We start from the raw sequence: 18,484 nt of genomic DNA on the forward strand, positions 1-18,484 counted from the left end.
ACTAACCTGCGAAGGGACGATGCGGATCGTGTGACGAGGGGGAGCCGATGGCCGTGCGGGAACCGCCAACGGCGGACGCTGGTCCGGTCGCAGTGGTGCTGGGCGACCTGCTCCTCGGTGGCGACGACATTGTCGTCATTCCGTGCAGCACCTCCGGGAGCATCGCGCCGGATTTCAGCACCCGACTCGCGGACCACGCGCTCGCCCTGCCCAACCGGCTGGAGGCGGGGCAGGTGGTCCGCGCCTGGGACGCCGACGGGAAGGTCAAGGGACCGCCCGGGCCGACCACCATTCTGCTGGCGGCCGTGGTCGTCGACGGTGTCGGGTCGAAGGCGGAGTGGGTACGGTCGGCCGCCGCCCGAGCCGCCAGGCTCGCGTCGGACCGTGGCGGAACGCTCGGCTTCCCGCTGCTCGGCTCCGGCGCGGGAGCTCTGGAGCCCGAGGAATCCTTCAATGCCATCGTGGCCGGCGTAACCCGGCAGACCACGCCACCGGCCGTCTCTTCAGACCCGTCACTGCCGGTCAAGATCTACGTTCGGGATCAAGGGCAGTACGAGCAGCTGAGCAACCAGTACCTCACGTGGCAGCTCGAGGACGTCTCTTCTCAACCTGAGAGCGCCGGCGAAGAAGACAAGGCTCCGGCGGCGTCCTGGCCGGTCGAGACTGTGCCGACGCACACGGATGGTCCGGCGGTGGTCGACGAGCTGGGCCGGCAAGGGTTTGCGAAGGTGCTGGCGCGACGGATCCGGGATGCCCGCGCCGAGGAGACACGCAACAGCAAGCACGCACCCGTTCCGCAGGCCAGGCGAGGGGGTGCGTTCATCCTTCACCTGCATGCGCCGTGGGGTGCCGGTAAGACGTCCGTGCTCAACTTCCTGGCTGCCGAGCTGCGCAAGGACGATCCGGCAGCGGATGCGAAGCGGTCTGTGGTGGTCGACTTCAACGCCTGGCGCCATCAGCGCATCGAGCCGCCGTGGTGGTGGCTGATGCGGGCGTTGTACTCCGGCGCCGTCCGTGAGCTCGACACGTTCGACCGGCGCCGTGCGCTGACCGTCCGGATCCGCGAGTGGATCTGGCGGTCCAAGGGCGGCTGGCCGGGGTACCTGGCCCTGGTGCTCGTCGCCGGCCTCGTCTTCCTCGCCTGGCGGGCCGGCTGGTTCGGCGCGGCGGAGAACCAGGAGTTGTTCTCGCCGGCCACGTTCAAGGGGTTCGTCGTCACCGCGGCCGCGATCATCACACCGGCGCTCACCGTCTGGGGACTCCTGCACGCGATGGGACGCTGGGTCTTCACCACGTCGGCCAGAGGGGCCAGGCGATTCATCGCCAACACCAGCGACCCGATGCGGCTGGTCCAGGAACACCTCGCCGACCTGACCAAGTGGATCCACCACGACATCGTGGTGATGATCGACGACTTGGACCGGTGCAAGAGTCCGTACGTGGTGGAACTCCTGGAAGGAATCCAGACTCTCTTCCGCGACATCCCGGTGACCTATGTGGTCGCCGCCGACCGGGACTGGCTGGCCGACAGTTACGCGAGCGAGTACGCGACCTTCGGCAGTCTGGCCGGAGAGCCCGGGCGGCCGGTCGGTTACCTGTTCCTGGAGAAGACGTTCCAGATCTCGACCGGTCTGCCGCAGGTGGGTGACCGGGCCGACGCCTTCTGGGGGCGCATTCTGCGCTCGCCGTCCGTGCCGGGAGAGGAGGACCTCGAGGCGGCGCGGACGGCGGCCGCCAGCGAACTCGGCGGTCTCCCTCCGGACGACGTACGCCGGGAAGTCGCCAAGAACCAGGGAAGCTCCGTGGCCGAGAAGCAGGCCCGGCGCGAACTCGTGGCGGTCGAGATGGTCAGTGAACGCGCGCGGGTGGCCGACACTCACACGCTGGAGCCGTTCCGCCGCCTGCTGGGTGATGATCCGAACCCTCGCATGATGAAGCGACTCGTCAACGCCTACGGCATCGCGCGTGGCATCGAGACGCTGCAAGGTGTGAACCTGGACAACGACGAGACGCACGAACAGCAGACCGCTCTCTGGACCATCCTCACCCTTCGCTGGCCCAAGCTCGGGGCGTATCTCGCCAAATGCCCGGAGCGGCTGACCGACATCGGCGCCCCTGACCCCAAGCCCGGCATCCCGTCCGATCTGCTCCCACTGTTCACGGAGCCCGACGTCATCGCTGTGGTCAAAGGCAACGCTCCGAACGTCAAGACATCCCTGACCGTCAACGGCATCCGGTCCATCGCGCTGCGCTGACCTCGACGCAGCGGATTCCCTCTTGAGTTTTCAAGCAATTCTTCAACGGGGGCAGGCGTTCGGGGGAAAGTTCACTGCCTGCGCGCGAAGGCTTGTGCGCGTGCGGTGATGGGTAGAAGGTAATCGAAGAGCAGTACCTTGGGGGCTGGCTGCTCGGTGGGGGAAGGCGGGTAGGACCGTCTTCGATCGAGGGGTGGGCTGGGGGAATCCTTGTCGGTCCGGGATCTCGATGGTCCCGACCTGCTCATTCGCCCCCGCTGGAAGGGGGAGAGATGCCGAGGAAGGCCAACGGCAGAGCGGACAAGCACCGCGAGGGCGACCACCGGATGCCGGGCGAGCCGGCGACGGGGCAGTCGACGAACGGGACGCCGGCCGCGAACGGGATGCCCGGAGACCGGATGTCGATGACGGGCAGCGGTGCGCCGGGAGCAGGTGGATCCGGCAACATGCCCGGCGGCATGACCGGTGGCGGTGCCGGCGGCGGGTCCGGCATGAGTGGCGGCGGTGCCGGTGGCGGCGCCGGGATGAGCGGCGGCGGCCAAGCGGGCGGTGCCGGAATGGGTGGCGGAGCCGGAGCCGGTGGTGCGGGTATGAGCGGCGCGGACGGGCGAACCGAGACTCCGAACAGGCGGCAGTGCGGCGTGATGGACGTGCACCGCAGACTGCTCACCACCTCACCCGAGTACGCCGCCGCGCGGTCGGAACTCGAGAACGCGACGACGCAGTACGTGGCCCGCCAGCAACGTTTTGCCGGTATAGCGCGGATCCCGTGTGTGGTGCACGTGGTCTGGAAGACCGCGGCACAGAACATCTCGCAGGCCCAGATCGACAGCCAGATCGACGTACTGAACCACGACTTCCGGGCGACCAACGCCGATATCGGGATCGTGCCGGCGGCCTTCAGCGGGCTGATCGCGGACGCGCGGATCGAGTTCTACCTGGCCACCGAGGACCCGGACGGCAACCCGACCACCGGTGTCACCCGGACCCAGACGACGGTCAACGGGTTCGGCTCGGACGACAAGGTGAAGTCGTCGGCGACCGGCGGGCACGACCCGTGGGCGACCGACCGGTACCTGAACATCTGGGTCTGCCAGCTCAGCGGCGGACTGCTCGGGTATGCGCAGTTCCCGGGTGGACCGGCCGACACCGACGGCGTGGTCATCCTGCACAGCGGGTTCGGCACCAACGGTACGGCGGCCGCACCGTTCGACCTGGGCCGGACCACGACCCACGAGATCGGGCACTACCTGAACCTGTTCCACATCTGGGGCGACGACGGCACCGGCTGCAGCGGCAGTGACGAGGTCGCCGACACCCCGAACCAGGCCGGCCCGAACTTCGGCGTACCGACGTTCCCGCACGTGACCTGTAGCAACGGTCCGAACGGTGACCTGTTCTACGACTACATGGACTACACCGACGACCGCGGCATGGTGATGTTCACCGACGACCAGGTGGCCCGGATGGAGGCCTGTCTGGACCTCGTCCGCCCCGGCCTGCTCACCGGCTCCGGCGGCGGCGCCGGTACGCCGGAACCCGCCGGATCCGTGGTGGCGTGGGGCGCGAACCGGCTGGACGCGTTCGTCCTCGGCACCGATCTGGCGATGTATCACAAGTGGTGGGACGGCTCGAACTGGGGACCGTCCGTGGCCGGCTACGAATACATGGGTGGTGTCTGTATGAGTGCTCCTGAAGTCGCGTCCTGGGGCCCGGACCGGCTGGACGCGTTCGTGCTCGGCACCGATCACGCGGTCTACCACAAGTGGTGGGACGGCTCGAACTGGGGACCGTCCGTCACCGGGTACGAGTACCTGGGCGGTGTCTGCATGAGTCCGCCGCGATTGGCCACCTGGGGCCCGGACCGGCTGGACGCGTTCGTGCTCGGCACCGACCGCGCGCTCTACCACAAGTGGTGGGACGGCTCGAACTGGGGACCGTCCGTCACCGGGTACGAGTACCTCGGCGGGGTCTGCATGAGCCCGCCCGAAGTCGTTGCCTGGGGCAGCGACCGGCTGGACGTGTTCGTGCTCGGCACCGATCACGCGGTCTACCACAAGTGGTGGGACGGCTCGAACTGGGGACCGTCGGTCGACGGCTACGAGTACCTCGGCGGCGTCTGCGCTTCGCCGCCGCGGGTCGTCGCCTGGGGTGAGAACCGCCTCGACATGTTCGTCATCGGCACCGATTCGGCGCTGTACCACAAGTGGTGGGACGGCTCGGCCTGGTCGGGCTGGGAGTACATGGGCGGTATCTGTACGACGGCGCCGACGGTCGTCTCGTGGGACGAGAACCGGCTCGACGTGTTCGTGCTCGGCACCGATTCCGCGCTGTACCACAAGTGGTGGGACGGGTCCGCCTGGGGACCGTCGGTCACCGACTGGGAGTACATGGGCGGGATCTGCACCGACGAGCCGCGGGTCGTCTCGTGGGGCCCGAACCGGCTCGACGTGTTCGTCACCGGGACCGACAAGCAGCTTTACCACAAGTGGTGGGACGGCTCGGCCTGGGGACCGTCGCTCACCGGGTACGAACCGCTCGGCGGAATCATCAGCGATTTCAAGGTGGCCGTGCCTGAGTCGCCGGCCTCGATCGAACAGGTGGTGCTGAGCTGAGCGAGCACATGCCCGGGCGGTGGACGCATTCCTTCGAGGAGGATCACGACGGGATCACCGTCTACCGCCGGGACGACTTCGCCTTCCCGCCGGCCCGTGGCCGGCGGGGGGTGGAGTTCCGCCCGGACGGCACCTGGGTGGACTGGGTGATCGGCCGCGGTGACGCACCCGAGGCCCGCCCGGCCGGCCGGTGGGACGCCACCGGCCGGATCACCCGGGACCCCGGTCACGAGCCGGCCGCCGGCCGCATCGTGACCGCCGAGCCCGACCGCCTCGAGATCATCTGGAACTGACATGACTGTGTTGATGCCAGGCCGGGAGGCCCCATGACCACGGCACCTGTGCGCTACCTCGTCGTACCGACCGTCGAAGCCGCCGATGGGGCGCACTCGGCCCGGTTCGGCGACAAGACCCTCCTCTGGGTCCCGGCCGACCAACGCCTCGGCCGGGCCTCCCGGACCGCACCCGGCCTGCTGCTCGTCACGCAGGTGGGCCGGAGTTTCCAGGACGACTTCCCCGATGTCACGCCGCTGGTCGACCACGGCCGGCACCTGGTGATCTCCTCCGCCGACAAACCCCGCCGCCGGTCGAACAACTGCTGGCGGGTCGAGCCGTTGCGGGCCGGTACGACGGTCGTCGACGTACCGGCCCCGGCCGCGGCCCGGGTGGATCCGGCCGTCGCGGATCTGGTCGGTGAGCTGTCGCCGACGTCGTACCAGGCCGACCTGACCTGGTTCGCGAGTCTGCCGACGCGGCACTCGCTCAGCACGTCGTTCACCACCGCGATGGACTTCGCCGCCGCCCGGATGGTTGCCCTCGGCTACGGAGTGACGCGGACGCCGGTCACGGTCGGCGGCGGCCAGTCGCAGAATCTGATCGGGGATCGGCCGGGCACCGGTGGCGGCGGAGTCGTCCTGATCACCGCCCACCTCGACTCGATCAACCAGGCCGGTGGCCCCGCGGCCAACGCTCCCGGTGCGGACGACAACGGGAGTGGTTCGGCCGGTGTGCTCGAGCTGGGCCGGCTGTTGTCGACCCGGTCGTGGCGGCACGACGTACGGCTGATCCTGTTCGGTGGTGAGGAGCAGGGGTTGTTCGGCAGCAAGCAGTACGTCGCCGCGCTGCCGCCGGCCGAGCGGGCGCGGATCCGCGCCGTCCTCAACATGGACATGATCGCGAGTAAGAACACAGCCGTTCCGACCGTGTTGCTGGAAGGCGCGAACGTGTCGTCGAGTCTGATGGCCGACCTGGCGACGGCGGCCGCGACGTACACCGCGCTGAAGGTGGAGACGTCGCTGAACCCGTTCGCGAGTGACCACGTGCCGTTCATCAACGCCGGGATCCCTGCCCTGCTGACGATCGAGGGGGCGGACAGCGCGAACGGCCACATCCACACGGCGACCGACACGCTGAACTTCCTCGACTGGGCGCTGGCCGCCGAGATCCTGCGGATGAACGTGGCCGCACTGGCCGGCTGGCTCGAACCGATCGCGGCCGTGACCCGACCCAGACCCGCCGGCTCAGTGGTGGCCTGGGGACCTGGCCGACTGGACGTCTTCGCAGTCGGCATGGACTCGGCCATGCACCACAAGGCGTTCGACGGTACGTGGAAAGACTTCGAATCACTCGGAGGTGTTGTCCTAAGCTGACCGCGTGTGGAGCGGATGCCTGAATGCGCGTGACATCGGCGGTCTTCCAACCCGGTACGGCGTACCGACCCGCACCGGGACCGTGTTCAGGACGGACTCACCGGACAACCTGAACGACGAAGGACGAGCCGCGTTCGTCGCCGCCGGCGCCGGGTTGGTACTCGACTTGCGCTCCGACTGGGAGATCAGGCAACCCCATCTGCTCGACGACTCGGCGGCGTACCAGCGGATCCCGTGGATCGACCCGGCGGCCGAGGTGAACCGCGATGCCGCCGCCGAGCCACTGCTCGCCGACATCTATCGCGGCAGTCTCGACCGCAACAAGCGGCAGATCGCCAAGGCGTTCCGTGCCCTGATCGCCGCGCCGGCCGATGCGCCCGTGGTGGTGCACTGCAAGTCGGGCAAGGACCGGACCGGGCTGCTCATCGCGCTGTGGCTCGACCTGGTCGGTGTACCTCGCGAGGTGATCGCCCACGACTACGCGGTGAGCGAGGAGCGGCTCGGCATCCTCGCGCAGCTCGCCGAGTTGCCCCCGGACGAGCGACCGGCCGCCGAGATCCTCTCGCGGACGCAGCCGGAGACGATCCTCGAGTCGCTCGATCACGTGGACCTGCGCTACGGCGGCGTGCGGGCCTACTTGGCGGCGTGCGGGCTGACTGCGGCTGAGGTGCATCGGCTCGCGGCCCGGCTCGTGCCGGTGGGGGTGCGGGCGGTGGTGTTCGACTTCGACGGGTTGTTGATGGACACCGAGACGACGATGGTGGAGAGCTGGCGGTCGGAGTGGGCGCATCACGGGCTCGAGCTGGATCTGGAGGACTTCTGGCCGGGGCACGGTGGTGACGTCACCGAGACGCGGTACGAGTTGCTGGCAGCGGCGGTCGGCGGCGGTTTCGACCGGGCGGCGAGTCACGCGAGGCGGACTGCTCACCGGGATCGCATGCACGCGGACCTGGACTTCCGGCCGGGGATCCGGGAGTGGATCTCGGCGGCGCGGGCGGTGGGGCTGATGGTGGCGATCGCGAGCAGTTCGCCGCGACCGTGGGTGCGCGGTCACCTGGAGCGGGTGGACGCGATCGAGCTGTTCGATGAGATCGTCACCGGTGACGAGGTCGCGACGCACAAACCCGATCCGGCCATCTACGAGCTGGCTCTGCGGCGCCTCGGCGTACCAGGTGCGGAAGCGATCGCGGTCGAGGACACCGCGCACGGGGTGGCGGCGGCGCAGGCGGCGGGGATGTTCGCGGTCGCGATCCCGAATCCGTTTGTGGGTGCGGCGGACGTGGCCGCGGCCGACCTGGTTCTGGGCAGCGCTGACCAGCTCTTGCTCAGCGAGCTGCTTCTCTCGGCGTCGACCGATGTAACTGACTGACCTATTCTGGTTGCTCTCTGTAAGTTTCTCACCGCCTCAGAGAGGAACACCATGAAGAAGCTTCTTGGCGCCGCGCTGACGACCGCCGCCGTCGCCACCGGGCTGGCAGTCGGTACGCCGGCGCAGGCCACGACCACCGGGACACAGGCCTGCGATCTGGTGACGGCGAACAGCGTCGGCTACAGCGCGCTGATGCTGTACGTCGCGGTCGGTCTCGAAGGCTGTTCGACCAGCGTCACCGAGGTCCGGGTCGAACTGCAGAAGGGCCCGAGCGCCTCCGGTCCGTTCACCACCGTCGCCGAGACGTACGCCTACTCCGGTGGCGGCGCCTGGTTCGACGAGGGCACCGGCTGCGGCTACTACATCGGCGTCGCCCACTGGCAGGACCAGACCGAGACCACTCCCACCCCGGCGTACTACTGCAACTGACCGCCGCCCCGCGGCACGCGGACGACAGATCGCTCGCCCCGTGCCGCGGGTCGGGGTGATCGCCTCAGCTGCGGAGGGGATCTGGGATGACTTTTCTGCTGCTCTTGGTGGCGGCCGGATTCAGCGTCGCCGGGCTGGCCGCGGACCAACCCGCTCTGAGCCGTCAGACGACGGAGAGGGGGAGGAGTTTCTTGCCGGTAGGGCCGATCTGGATCTCGGTGCCCATCTGGGGGCAGACACCGCAGTCGAAGCAGGGGGTCCAGCGGCAGTCCTCGACCTCGATCGCGCCGTCCTCCTCGAGCGAGTCCTGCCAGTCCTCCCACAGCCAGTCCCGGTCCAGGCCGGAGTCGAGGTGGTCCCAGGGCAGGACTTCGGCGTACTCGCGCTCGCGGGTGGTGTACCAGGCCAGGTCGACCGGCTCGTCGGCCAGCGCCTTCTCGGTCGCCTCGACCCAGCGCTCGTAGGAGAAGTGCTCGCTCCAGCCGTCGAACCGGCCGCCGTCGCGCCAGACCTGCTCGATGATCCGGCCGACCCGGCGGTCGCCGCGGGACAGCAGGCCCTCGATGATGCCGGGCTTGCCGTCGTGGTACCGGAAGCCGATCGCCTTCGCGTAGTTCTTGTCGGACCGGATCGCGGCGGCGAGTTTCGACAGCCGGGCGTCGGTCTCCTCGGCGCCGAGCTGAGCGGCCCACTGGAACGGGGTGTGCGGCTTCGGGACGAACCCGCCGATCGACACCGTGCACCGGATGTCGCGCCGACCGGCCGCCTCGCGACCGGTCGCGATCACCTTCTTGGCCAGATCCGCGATCGCCAGCACGTCCTCGTCGGTCTCGGTCGGCAGACCGCACATGAAGTACAGCTTCACCTGCCGCCAGCCGTGGCTGTACGCCGCCGCTACGGTGCGGATCAGGTCTTCCTCGGTGACCATCTTGTTGATCACCTTGCGCATCCGGTCCGACCCGCCCTCGGGGGCGAAGGTCAGGCCGCTGCGCCGGCCGTTCCGGGAGAACTCGTTGGCCAGCGTGATGTTGAACGCGTCGACCCTTGTCGAGGGCAACGACAGCGACACGTTGCTGCCCTCGTAGCGGTCGCCCAGGCCCTTGGCCACGTCGGCGATCTCGCTGTGGTCGGCCGAGGACAGGCTGAGCAGCCCGACCTCCTCGAACCCGGACTGCTTCAGCCCGTTCTCGACCATGTCGCCGATCGTGGTGATACTGCGCTCGCGCACCGGCCGGGTGATCATGCCCGCCTGGCAGAACCGGCAGCCGCGGGTACAGCCGCGGAAGATCTCCACCGAGTAGCGCTCGTGCACGGTCTCGGCCAGCGGGACCAGCGGCTTCTTCGGGTACGGCCACGCGTCCAGGTCCATCACGGTGTGCTTGGCCGTCCGCCACGGTACGCCGGGACGGTTCGGGGCGACCCGCTTGATCCGGCCGTCGGCCAGGTACTCGACGGTGAAGAACTTCGGGATGTAGACACCGCCGGACGCGGCCAGCCGCATCAGCACCTCGTCGCGCCCGCCCGGGGAGCCCTCGTCCTTCCACTCCCGGATCACGTCCGAGATGGCCAGCACGATCTCCTCGCCGTCACCGAGGACGGCGGCGTCGATGAAGTCGGCGATCGGCTCCGGGTTGAACGCGGCGTGCCCGCCGGCCAGCACGATCGGGTCCTCGTCGGTCCGGTCGACGGCGTACAGCGGGATGCCGGCCAGGTCGAGCGCGGTCAGCATGTTCGTGTAGCCGAGCTCGGTCGAGAAGGACAGCCCGAACACGTCGAACGCCCGGACCGGCCGGTGGCTGTCCAGGGTGAACTGCGGGATGCCGTTGTCCCGCATCATCTTCTCCATGTCCGGCCAGACCGAGTAGGTCCGCTCGGCGAGCAGGTGGTCGCGCTCGTTCAGCACCTCGTACAGGATCTGCACGCCCTGGTTCGGCAGCCCGACCTCGTAGGCGTCCGGGTACATCAGCGCCCAGCGGACACTCGCCGAGTCCCAGTCCTTGCTGACCGAGTTCAGCTCGCCACCGACGTACTGGATCGGCTTCTGTACTCCCGGCAGCAACGCCTCGAGGCGGGGGAACAACGATTCGACGGTCATGGGCACTTCCGGTCGGCGATCAGAGCGCCTACCAGACTAACGCCGACCCCGCCGAACACCGGAATCGCAGTCCGCGCCGGGCGCGGACGGTGAAATACCTACGGTGCGGCCGGACATCCAGACAGTGATCAAGGCCTAGAGGTCGAGCTCCCACAGGGTGCGCTGGGCGACCGGGCGGAAGCCCAGCTTGTCGTTGACCGCGATCATCGGCGTGTTCTCGGGGGCGTTCCACGTGTGCAGGGCGGCCGGTTGGGCGAGGTCGGCCTGGAGTGCGCGCAGGTTGGGAGCCTTGACGGCGATGCCGAGGCGGTTGCCGCGGTGCGAGCGACGTACGTAGGTGTCGTACTGGTTCAGCCGGTCCGGTGTCCGGGGCGTACCGCCCATCTGGGTGTACGCCGCGAGCTCGCCGGACTGGGTGTGGACGACGGCGGTGGTGTAGGTGAAGCGCCCCTGGGCGATCCGGCGGGCCTCGGCCTCCCGGATCAGCTCAGGCGTCCACCGGGTCGCCTCGACCGTGCGGTCGCCGTGCGGGACGTCCTCGGCCATCCCGCTGAGCAGCTCGGTGAACTGCTCGAGCCACACCTCGGGCGCGTGCTCACGCCACTGGACGAGTTCGTAGCCGGGGACGGGTTGGTCCACCAACTGCGTCTCCGGTACGGGCAGTTCGAGGACTTGATGCAGTTCCGCGTGCTTGCGGACGAACCCGCGCGCCTCGGCGAACGCTGCGCCCGCGCTGTCGCCGGTGACCGCGTCGCCGGTCAGGTCGAAGCCGGACAGGATCCGGCGGCCGTCCGCGCGGGCCCGGTCGATCACCGCGTCGAGCAGCCGGCTCGCGACCCCACGACGCCGGTGTGACCGGCCGACGGCGATCTCGACCTCGACCGTCTCGGTGTTGTCGAGCAGCCACCAGTCGAGCCAGGCGATCCCGAGCCAGGTCTCGCCGTCGACCAGCCCCAGCCCGTCCGCCCGTACGTCGGAGTGCTGCCCGGTCATCAGCACCCGGGCCTCCTCCAGCCCCATACCCACCGGAAACTCGAGCTCCTCCCGGCGAACGGTCTCCCGCACCTCGAAGAACTGCTTGAAGACATCTGGATCCCGGCCGTCGACCGTCACGATACGCACGGGCCGCACCCTATGCCCCCGAGCCCGGCCAGTCGCGAGGTTTAACCACGCGTGCTACGCAGTCGCTCCGACGTCGCGACAGCTACGCGCGCTTTCCTTCCGAGCTGCCGCTCGCGGTGTGCGGGCGATCGCCCGCGAGCGAGTGCCTGCGGACCGTCCGTCGATCGAAGGATTGGGATACAGGGCCTCAATGCAGTGATCACGCGAATGAGGTCTCGTGACCTCCGCGGAGTGCTGTGAGGTCACCAGGCAAGGCCTAGGGCGCTCGGCGAGCACACCAACCACATTCTCCGCACCGACGGACGTTGGCTCGGTAGTCGATCGCGCGCGACGTAGGAGCGTGCAGCATGCGGGCAGTAGCCCGCAGCTCACCGGCGATAGCCGGCAAGGATGCACCGGCGATGAGCCGGAGGGTGGGTGGGAGCGCGCGTAGTGGTCGCGACGTAGGAGCGGCTGCGTAGCACGCGTGGGCAGACCACAGTCCATCCCAACAACTCCGGTCAGTGGTGCGGACGTAGCGCCCGGTTGGCGGCCGGTTCGGCGATCTGGGCGCGGAACGGGTGGGCCGGGTAGACGCCGAGCAGCCGGACCTCGACCGAGAAGAAGGCGAGCTCCTCCAGCGCCAGGGCGACGTTCGGCTCGTCCGGGTGGCCTTCGATATCGGCGTAGAACTGGGTGGCGAAGAACATGCCGCCGAGCTGGTACGACTCCAGCTTGGTCATGTTGACGCCATTGGTGGCGAAACCGCCGAGCGCCTTGTAGAGCGCGGCCGACACGTTGCGGACCCGGTACACGAAGCTGGTGATGATCGGGCCGGAGCCGACCGGCGGCACCTCGGGCTCGCGGGACAGCACCAGGAAGCGGGTGGTGTTGTGGTGCTCGTCCTCGACGTCGCTCGCCAGCGTCTCCAGCCCGTAGAGGTCGGCCGCGGCCCGCGGCGACAGCGACGCCACGGTCGGGTCGGCGAGCTCGGAGACCTCGCGGGCCGAGCCGGCCGTGTCGTCGGCGACGACGGTCGACCAGCCGTGCTCGCGGATGATCTTGCGGCACTGCCCGAGGGCGTGCACGTGGCTGCGGACGGTCCGGATCTGGTCGATCGTCGTCCCAGGGACACCCAGCAACTGGAAGTGGATCGGCAGGAAGTACTCGCCGACGATGTGCAGCCCGGACTCCGGCAACAGGTGGTGGATGTCCGCCACCCGGCCGGCGATCGAGTTGTCCACCGGGATCATCGCCAGCCCGGCGCGGCCGCTGCTGACCGCCTCGAGGGCGTCCTCGAACGTCGTACAGGGCAGCTGCTCGCGGTCCGGATACATGTCGGTGCACGCCATCGCCGAGTTGGCGCCTGGCTCACCCTGGTAAGCGATCGGTCCGTCCACGATCTCCCAGGGTAGTGGGCGCCCCGGGCGTGCTGCGACCCGGGGCGCCGCCCTCCGTCTCGGCAGACGGATCAGGTGTCCGACTTGCGGACCTTCTTCGGGGCGCCGGTGACCGCGCGGCCCTCCAGTTGCTTGGCCTTGGTGGCGTACATGTCGATGTACTCCTGGCCGGACAGCTCCATGATCTTGTACATGATCTCGTCGGTGACGGCCCGCAGGATCAGCCGGTCGCCCTCCATCCCCTCGTACCGGGAGAAGTCCAGCGGCGCGCCGAACTTGACCGTGGGGGACGCCATCGAGGCGACGATCTTGCCGGGCGGTGCGACCACGTCGGTGCCGATCACGCCGCAGGGGATGACCGGGACCTTGGCCTCCAGTGCCAGCCGGGCGACACCGGTGCGGCCCTTGTACAGCCGGCCGTCGTGCGAGCGGGTGCCCTCGGGGTAGATGCCGAACAGCTCGCCGCGCTCCAGCACCTTCATGCCGGCCCGCATCGCGCCCTCCGACGCCGATCCGCCGGACCGGTCGATCGGCACCTGGCCGGTGCCCTTGAAGAAGCCGCGCTGGAACCGGCCCTTGATCCCGGCGCCGGTGAAGTAGTCGGACTTCGCCACGAAGGTGACGCGGCGGCGCAGCACCAGCGGCATGAAGATCCAGTCGGCGTAGGACAGGTGGTTGCTGGCCAGGATCGCCGGCCCGTGCTGCGGGACGTTCTCGGCGCCGATCACGTTCGGCCGGAAGATGCGCCTGACCGGTGGGCCGATCAGCACGTTCTTCAGCACCCAGTAGATGCCCTTGCCGTCGCCGTCACCGGCGTCGTCCACCGGTCGCTCACGGTCCGGTTCGGGCCGCGGCGACTGCGCCGGTTCCGTCATCGATGTCCTTTCCTCACAGTTCCCCGACCCCTCATGATGCCGCACGCGGACCCCGATTGGCGCGTACGTCGCCACGCGTGAACTCCTGACACAGGTCGCCGTACCTTCGTAAGCTGCTCACGGCAAGATCGCCGGGCTGGGGAGGGCATGTGAGGACCAGAGGACTGACGGCAATGCTCGGGGTGGTGGCGGCGGTCTTCGCCGGCCTGCCGGTCGCAGCCGGAGCCAGTACGACGGAAGCCGGGGCCACGACGGAAGCGGCGGCCACCGTCGTCCCGATCCAGGTCACCGGACCCGCGGAGTCGCGGTTCAACCTGGTCGTGATGGGTGACGGCTACACCGCGGCCGAGCTGCCGAAGTTCCGCGAGCAGGTCGACAAGCACCTGAACGTGCTCTGGAGCATCGAGCCGTTCAAGTCGTACCGGAACTACCTGAACGTCTACGCGGTCGAGATTCCTTCACCCGAGAGCGGTGTCGACTGTGATCCCAACCTGACCTCACCCAAGGTCGACACCCCACTGCAGATGGGCTTCTGGGGCGGCTGCAACCCGGGCAGCGTCCAGCGCCTGCTCACCGTCAGCTCGACCGCGGCCACCCAGTACGCCGACCTCGTCGCCGGCACCACCACCGCCAACCGCCAGATTCTTGCTATCGGCAACAGCGACACGTACGGCGGCGCCGGCGGAACCTACGCGACGGCCTCCGGCGGCAACGCGCTGTCCGCCCTGATCACCCCGCACGAGCTCGGCCACTCACTCGGCGGCCTGCAGGACGAGTACGACTACTACGCCCGCGGCGACCGCGGCGAGCCGTACCAGGGGGCCGAACCCTCCTCGATCCACCACACGTTGCTGACCGAGCAGCAAATGCTCGACCAGCAGAAGAAGTGGTTCCGCTGGCTCGGTGAACCGTCCGAGTCCGGCGGCACCATCGGCCGGTACGAGGCCGGCATGTACGCCGGCTCAGGAGTCTGGCGACCGAGCCGGCACTCGATGATGAAGACGCTCGGCTACTACTTCGACCAGGTGTCGCGCGAGCGGATGACCCAGCGGATCTCGTCCCGGGCGAACCTGTTCCAGGGCAGTACGCCGACCGGCCAGGTGGCTCCCGACCAGGTCGTCTGGCTGCAGACCCTGCACCCGGTCAGCCACGAGCTCGACGTCACCTGGACCTTGGACGGTACGACGCTGCCGACCGCGAACAGTCGTGCCGTCGACCTCTCGACCGTGGACCTGTCACCCGGTCTGCACACCCTCACGGCCAAGGTCGTCGACCCGACCCCGTTCATCCGGGATCCCGCCGTACGGCCGACCGCCTCCCGCTCGTGGACCGTCAACACCACGCTCGCGGCCGAGCCGTCGTCGGAGCCGGTCGAGTTCACCGGGTCGACGTCGACCGAGCATCCGGTCAGCGCCGGCGAGGTGGTGTACGCCGAGACGACGCAGTCCGACACGTCGCAGCCGCCGATCGAGTGGCGGCTGGACGGCCAACCGGCCGCGAACCCGGGCAACGACCGGGACTTCGACCTCGAGCCGCTGAAGCTGACCGGACGGCACACGCTGACCGCGACCGTGGGTGGCGAGACGCTGGCCTGGTCGGTCGACGGGGTCGAGCCGGTGGTCACGTCGACGCTGTCGAAGCCGCTGCTGACGGTGCAGAAGCCGACCGGACCGGAGTACATCTACAACGACGCGTTCACCATGGGGCTGGCGGCGACGGACGACAGCGACGGGTACGTCGTTCCGGAGTTCCGGGTCAACGGGGACGGTTGGTACAACTACTACGGCTGGCCGACCGACGCGTCCGCGCCGTTCCGGTTCACCGCCGAGGGGACCGAGATCGACCAGCTCGTCTACGGCAAGCTCGGGGTGCCGCGAGTGGTGCCGTGGGACGACGTACCGTCCGGGTACGGGCGGCACCTGGTCGAGTACCGGGCCATCGATGCCTCCGGCAACATCGGTACGCCGCGACAGTTCGCGGTCACCTTGTTGCGCCCGGCCCCTGCCTGCACGACGACCCTGACCGGAGAGCGCAACGGTCCGCTCTACCTGCGGTCCGGGGTGACTTGTCTGGTCGGCGCGACGATCAACGGTCCGGTCCTGGTCGGCCCAGGCGCGTCGCTCGTCGCCACCGACAGCCGCGTGGTGGGCCCGGTCCGGGCGGATGGTGCGGCCGACCTGCACCTGCTCAGGAGCCGGGTCGGCGGACCGGTGAGCGTCGACGGAGTGACCCGGAGCGTGGTGGCGGTCGGGTCCTCGGTCGAGGGGCCGGTGTCCGTGACCAGGTTGCGAACGACGGAGGCCGCCGTACTGGCCGGGAACACGGTGGGCGGGCCGCTGAGCTGCTCGGGCAACGCGCCGGCCCCGGTCAACCTGCAGGCGCCGAACCAGGTCTCCGGGCCACGGTCCGGGCAGTGTGCGCGGTTGTGAGTCCCGCAGACATGGTTCTGAGTCTCGGCGACATGTCCGTGCACTCGTGGCTGCTCTAGTTTTTCCGGTGCGGGATGGTCCCGCACCGGAAAACATAGTCGTACTGGAGGGGTGAGTTGACGTCCTCCCACCACCCGAAGGCAGGGGATTCCAGCCTTTGCAGGCTGAGGTTCGCGGTTCACAGCCGTGCCTTACTGCACAAGAAGGCTCCCCGCGCTGCCACGGCCCGCCCGGCCGCGGTTACTGCTGGTCTTGCTACTACCGGTTGCTTGGCTATCGCAACCGGTGAGAACACTATCCGAACGAACCGACAAAACCTGAAGGGAGGGAGATGGCGTTCAGTCCGGGTCATGAGTGACGGGGTTCCACGCCATCACACCAATGAACGGACTGCGGGTGGCCTCATTGCTGGCGGCGACGATGGTGACGGGTTTGATGGCGGGGATCTACGGGATCTACTCGAACGCCTTCATGCCCGGGCTGGCGAAGACGGACGACAAGACCTTCGTCGGCGCGTTCCAGGCGGTCGACCGGGCCATCCTGAACCCGCTGTTCCTGCTGCTCGGGTTCCTCGGCGCGCTGGTCCTCACGCTGCTCGCGGGCTTGCTCAGCCTGAAGGAGAAGGCGCTGCCGTGGATCGCGGTGGCGTTCGTGCTCTACCTGGTCACGATGATCGTCACGATCGCGGTGAACGTGCCGATGAACGACGCGCTCAAGGCGGCCGGTGACCCGAACACGATCGACGTCGCCGCCGCCCGGGCCGCGTTCGACGAGGGCAAGTGGCAGGCCTACAACCTGGTCCGGGTCGTGCTCAGCACGGTCGCCTTCGGGCTGCTCGGCTGGGCCCTCTACCTGACCGGCAAATCGGCCGCTCAACCCTGATGACCGTGCGGGACGGCAGCGGGGCCGACGACTACCGGATGTTGCACGGTGATCGCCGGGATCTCGCTCGGCGTCGCCGCGACCGCGCTGCCGGCCCTGATCGAGGGGCTGTTCCTCGACTGGACGTACGCGGCCAAGGTGGTGATGTGGTTCACCTGGGTACTGGCCGGCATCCTCGAGTACCTGGCCGTCTCGTTCGGCGCCCGGCTCTACCTGACCCGGGTCGAGGTGCTCGCGACGACGAGCCTGGCCCTGTGTTCCTGGCCCAGGCCGGGCTGTTCGTCGTTCTCGGCCGCGAGCGTGACGACCTGCTGACCAGCCGGTGGTTCAGCGTCTTCGCGATCTTCTGCCTGCTCGCCGCGCTGGAGGCCAACCACGGCCGCCGGATGATCGTCCAGTACGCCGGTAACCGCTTCCCGGCCGAGGTGGTCGAGTTGTACGCCCGGTCGCTGCGGCAGAGCGGACCCGGAACAGCCTGGCCGCCCACGGCGTCATCCCCGGCCGATCCGCCTGAGACAATGCCCTGGTGGCACCTGTTCAAGCACCGCCGTCCCAGCAACTTCCCGCGGTCCAGAAACTGCGGGTCCGGTTCGCCAAGCGGGGGCGGCTGCGATTCACCTCACACCGGGACTTCCAGCGCGCGTTCGAGCGCGCCGTCCGCCGGGCCGAGCTGCCGGTCGCGTTCTCGCACGGTTTCAGCCCGCACCCGAAGATCTCGTACGCCGGTGCCGCGCCGACCGGAGCCGCCTCGGAGGCGGAGTATCTGGAGATATCGCTCACACACGAGCGGGAGGCCGACCAGGTCCGGGCCGCCCTGGACGAGGCGCTGCCGCCCGGGCTGGACGTGCTCGAGGTGGTCGTCGCCGGGGCCGGGTCGCTGGCCGACCGGCTGGAGGCGAGCGAGTGGCTGATCGCGCTCCCAGGCGTAGATACCGCTGCGGCGTCCGCCGCGGTGGAGGCATTCCTGGCCCGGGACGAAATTCTGGTCGAACGCATGACCAAACGGGGACTTCGCTCGTTCGATTGTCGGGACGCCGTTCTGCGACTCACCGTCGCGCACGAACCGGCGCCGGTTGCGACGTGTGCGATACTGCAAGTGGTGTTACGGCACGGAACCCCGGCCGTGAGACCCGACGACGTTCTCGCCGGAGTGCTCGAAGTAGCGACGCTCCCGGTGACGGGCCCGGCTCTTCTGACCAGGCTCGCCCAGGGCCCGCTCATCGCGGCCTCCGGCACGGTGGACGACCCGCTCGCTCGTGACCGCGACGCCACCCAGGCGACCGCGACCGGCCAGGCGGAAGACCACCAGACGCATCCAGCGGAGGGCGACGCCGCCGCTCCCTCCGAGCCCTGAGCACGGGCGGAGCGGATCCAGCAGGCTTCCG

The 18,484-nt window shown here is 69.0% G+C and carries 14 protein-coding genes; 10 read left to right on the forward strand and 4 right to left on the reverse strand.

The window, feature by feature from the left end; translation table 11 throughout:
- Positions 1-47 precede the first annotated feature (47 nt).
- The 6 genes from ACGFIF_RS38875 (at position 48) to ACGFIF_RS38900 (ending at position 8,317) form a co-directional block, all read left to right on the forward strand.
- Complete coding sequence (locus tag ACGFIF_RS38875; RefSeq protein ID WP_393161848.1) at positions 48-2,255, forward strand: P-loop NTPase fold protein; 2,208 nt, start codon at positions 48-50, stop codon at positions 2,253-2,255.
- A 272-nt stretch (positions 2,256-2,527) separates the two neighbouring features.
- Positions 2,528-4,870: a M43 family zinc metalloprotease gene (locus ACGFIF_RS38880; protein WP_393161850.1), complete on the forward strand. Its 2,343-nt coding sequence runs from the start codon at positions 2,528-2,530 to the stop codon at positions 4,868-4,870.
- An 8-nt stretch (positions 4,871-4,878) separates the two neighbouring features.
- Complete coding sequence (locus tag ACGFIF_RS38885) at positions 4,879-5,163, forward strand: hypothetical protein (RefSeq protein ID WP_393161853.1); 285 nt, start codon at positions 4,879-4,881, stop codon at positions 5,161-5,163.
- Between the two features lie 33 nt (positions 5,164-5,196).
- On the forward strand, positions 5,197-6,519 hold the full coding sequence (locus tag ACGFIF_RS38890) for a M20/M25/M40 family metallo-hydrolase (RefSeq protein WP_393161855.1): 1,323 nt from the start codon (positions 5,197-5,199) through the stop codon (positions 6,517-6,519).
- 4 nt (positions 6,520-6,523) lie between these two features.
- Positions 6,524-7,888, forward strand: a complete 1,365-nt coding sequence (locus ACGFIF_RS38895) for an HAD-IA family hydrolase (protein WP_393161857.1) — start codon at positions 6,524-6,526, stop codon at positions 7,886-7,888.
- A 51-nt stretch (positions 7,889-7,939) separates the two neighbouring features.
- Positions 7,940-8,317, forward strand: a complete 378-nt coding sequence (locus tag ACGFIF_RS38900) for a hypothetical protein (RefSeq protein WP_393161859.1) — start codon at positions 7,940-7,942, stop codon at positions 8,315-8,317.
- A 163-nt stretch (positions 8,318-8,480) separates the two neighbouring features.
- On the opposite strand, the gene ACGFIF_RS38905 is transcribed toward ACGFIF_RS38900, so the two are convergent.
- The 4 genes from ACGFIF_RS38905 to ACGFIF_RS38920 form a co-directional block, all read right to left on the reverse strand.
- Positions 8,481-10,412, reverse strand: coding sequence for a TIGR03960 family B12-binding radical SAM protein (locus tag ACGFIF_RS38905; RefSeq protein WP_393161861.1), 1,932 nt, complete (start codon positions 10,410-10,412; stop codon positions 8,481-8,483).
- Between the two features lie 135 nt (positions 10,413-10,547).
- On the reverse strand, positions 10,548-11,534 hold the full coding sequence (locus ACGFIF_RS38910) for a GNAT family N-acetyltransferase (RefSeq protein WP_393161863.1): 987 nt from the start codon (positions 11,532-11,534) through the stop codon (positions 10,548-10,550).
- 500 nt (positions 11,535-12,034) lie between these two features.
- Positions 12,035-12,913 (reverse strand): prephenate dehydratase, encoded by an 879-nt coding sequence (locus ACGFIF_RS38915; RefSeq protein WP_393161865.1) that lies wholly within the window; start codon positions 12,911-12,913, stop codon positions 12,035-12,037.
- Positions 12,914-12,984: 71 nt separating this feature from the next.
- On the reverse strand, positions 12,985-13,788 hold the full coding sequence (locus ACGFIF_RS38920; protein WP_393161867.1) for a lysophospholipid acyltransferase family protein: 804 nt from the start codon (positions 13,786-13,788) through the stop codon (positions 12,985-12,987).
- 149 nt (positions 13,789-13,937) lie between these two features.
- Here ACGFIF_RS38920 and ACGFIF_RS38925 point away from each other — a divergent pair, with 149 nt between their 5' ends.
- The 4 genes from ACGFIF_RS38925 to ACGFIF_RS38940 all read left to right on the forward strand — a co-directional run bounded on the left by ACGFIF_RS38925 (position 13,938) and on the right by ACGFIF_RS38940 (position 18,453).
- Positions 13,938-16,217 carry a M64 family metallopeptidase gene (locus tag ACGFIF_RS38925; protein WP_393161869.1) on the forward strand — a complete coding sequence of 760 codons (2,280 nt, stop codon included), beginning with the start codon at positions 13,938-13,940 and terminating at the stop codon, positions 16,215-16,217.
- 381 nt (positions 16,218-16,598) lie between these two features.
- Complete coding sequence (locus ACGFIF_RS38930; protein ID WP_393161871.1) at positions 16,599-17,099, forward strand: DUF1772 domain-containing protein; 501 nt, start codon at positions 16,599-16,601, stop codon at positions 17,097-17,099.
- A gap of 48 nt (positions 17,100-17,147) precedes the next feature.
- Positions 17,148-17,414 (forward strand): hypothetical protein, encoded by a 267-nt coding sequence (locus tag ACGFIF_RS38935; protein ID WP_393161873.1) that lies wholly within the window; start codon positions 17,148-17,150, stop codon positions 17,412-17,414.
- Positions 17,415-17,625: 211 nt separating this feature from the next.
- Positions 17,626-18,453, forward strand: coding sequence for a TIGR03936 family radical SAM-associated protein (locus ACGFIF_RS38940; RefSeq protein WP_393161875.1), 828 nt, complete (start codon positions 17,626-17,628; stop codon positions 18,451-18,453).
- The last annotated feature ends 31 nt before the right edge of the window (positions 18,454-18,484 follow it).

Source organism: Kribbella sp. NPDC049174, from assembly GCF_043197365.1.
In the GTDB taxonomy this organism is placed as follows: Bacteria; Actinomycetota; Actinomycetes; order Propionibacteriales; family Kribbellaceae; genus Kribbella.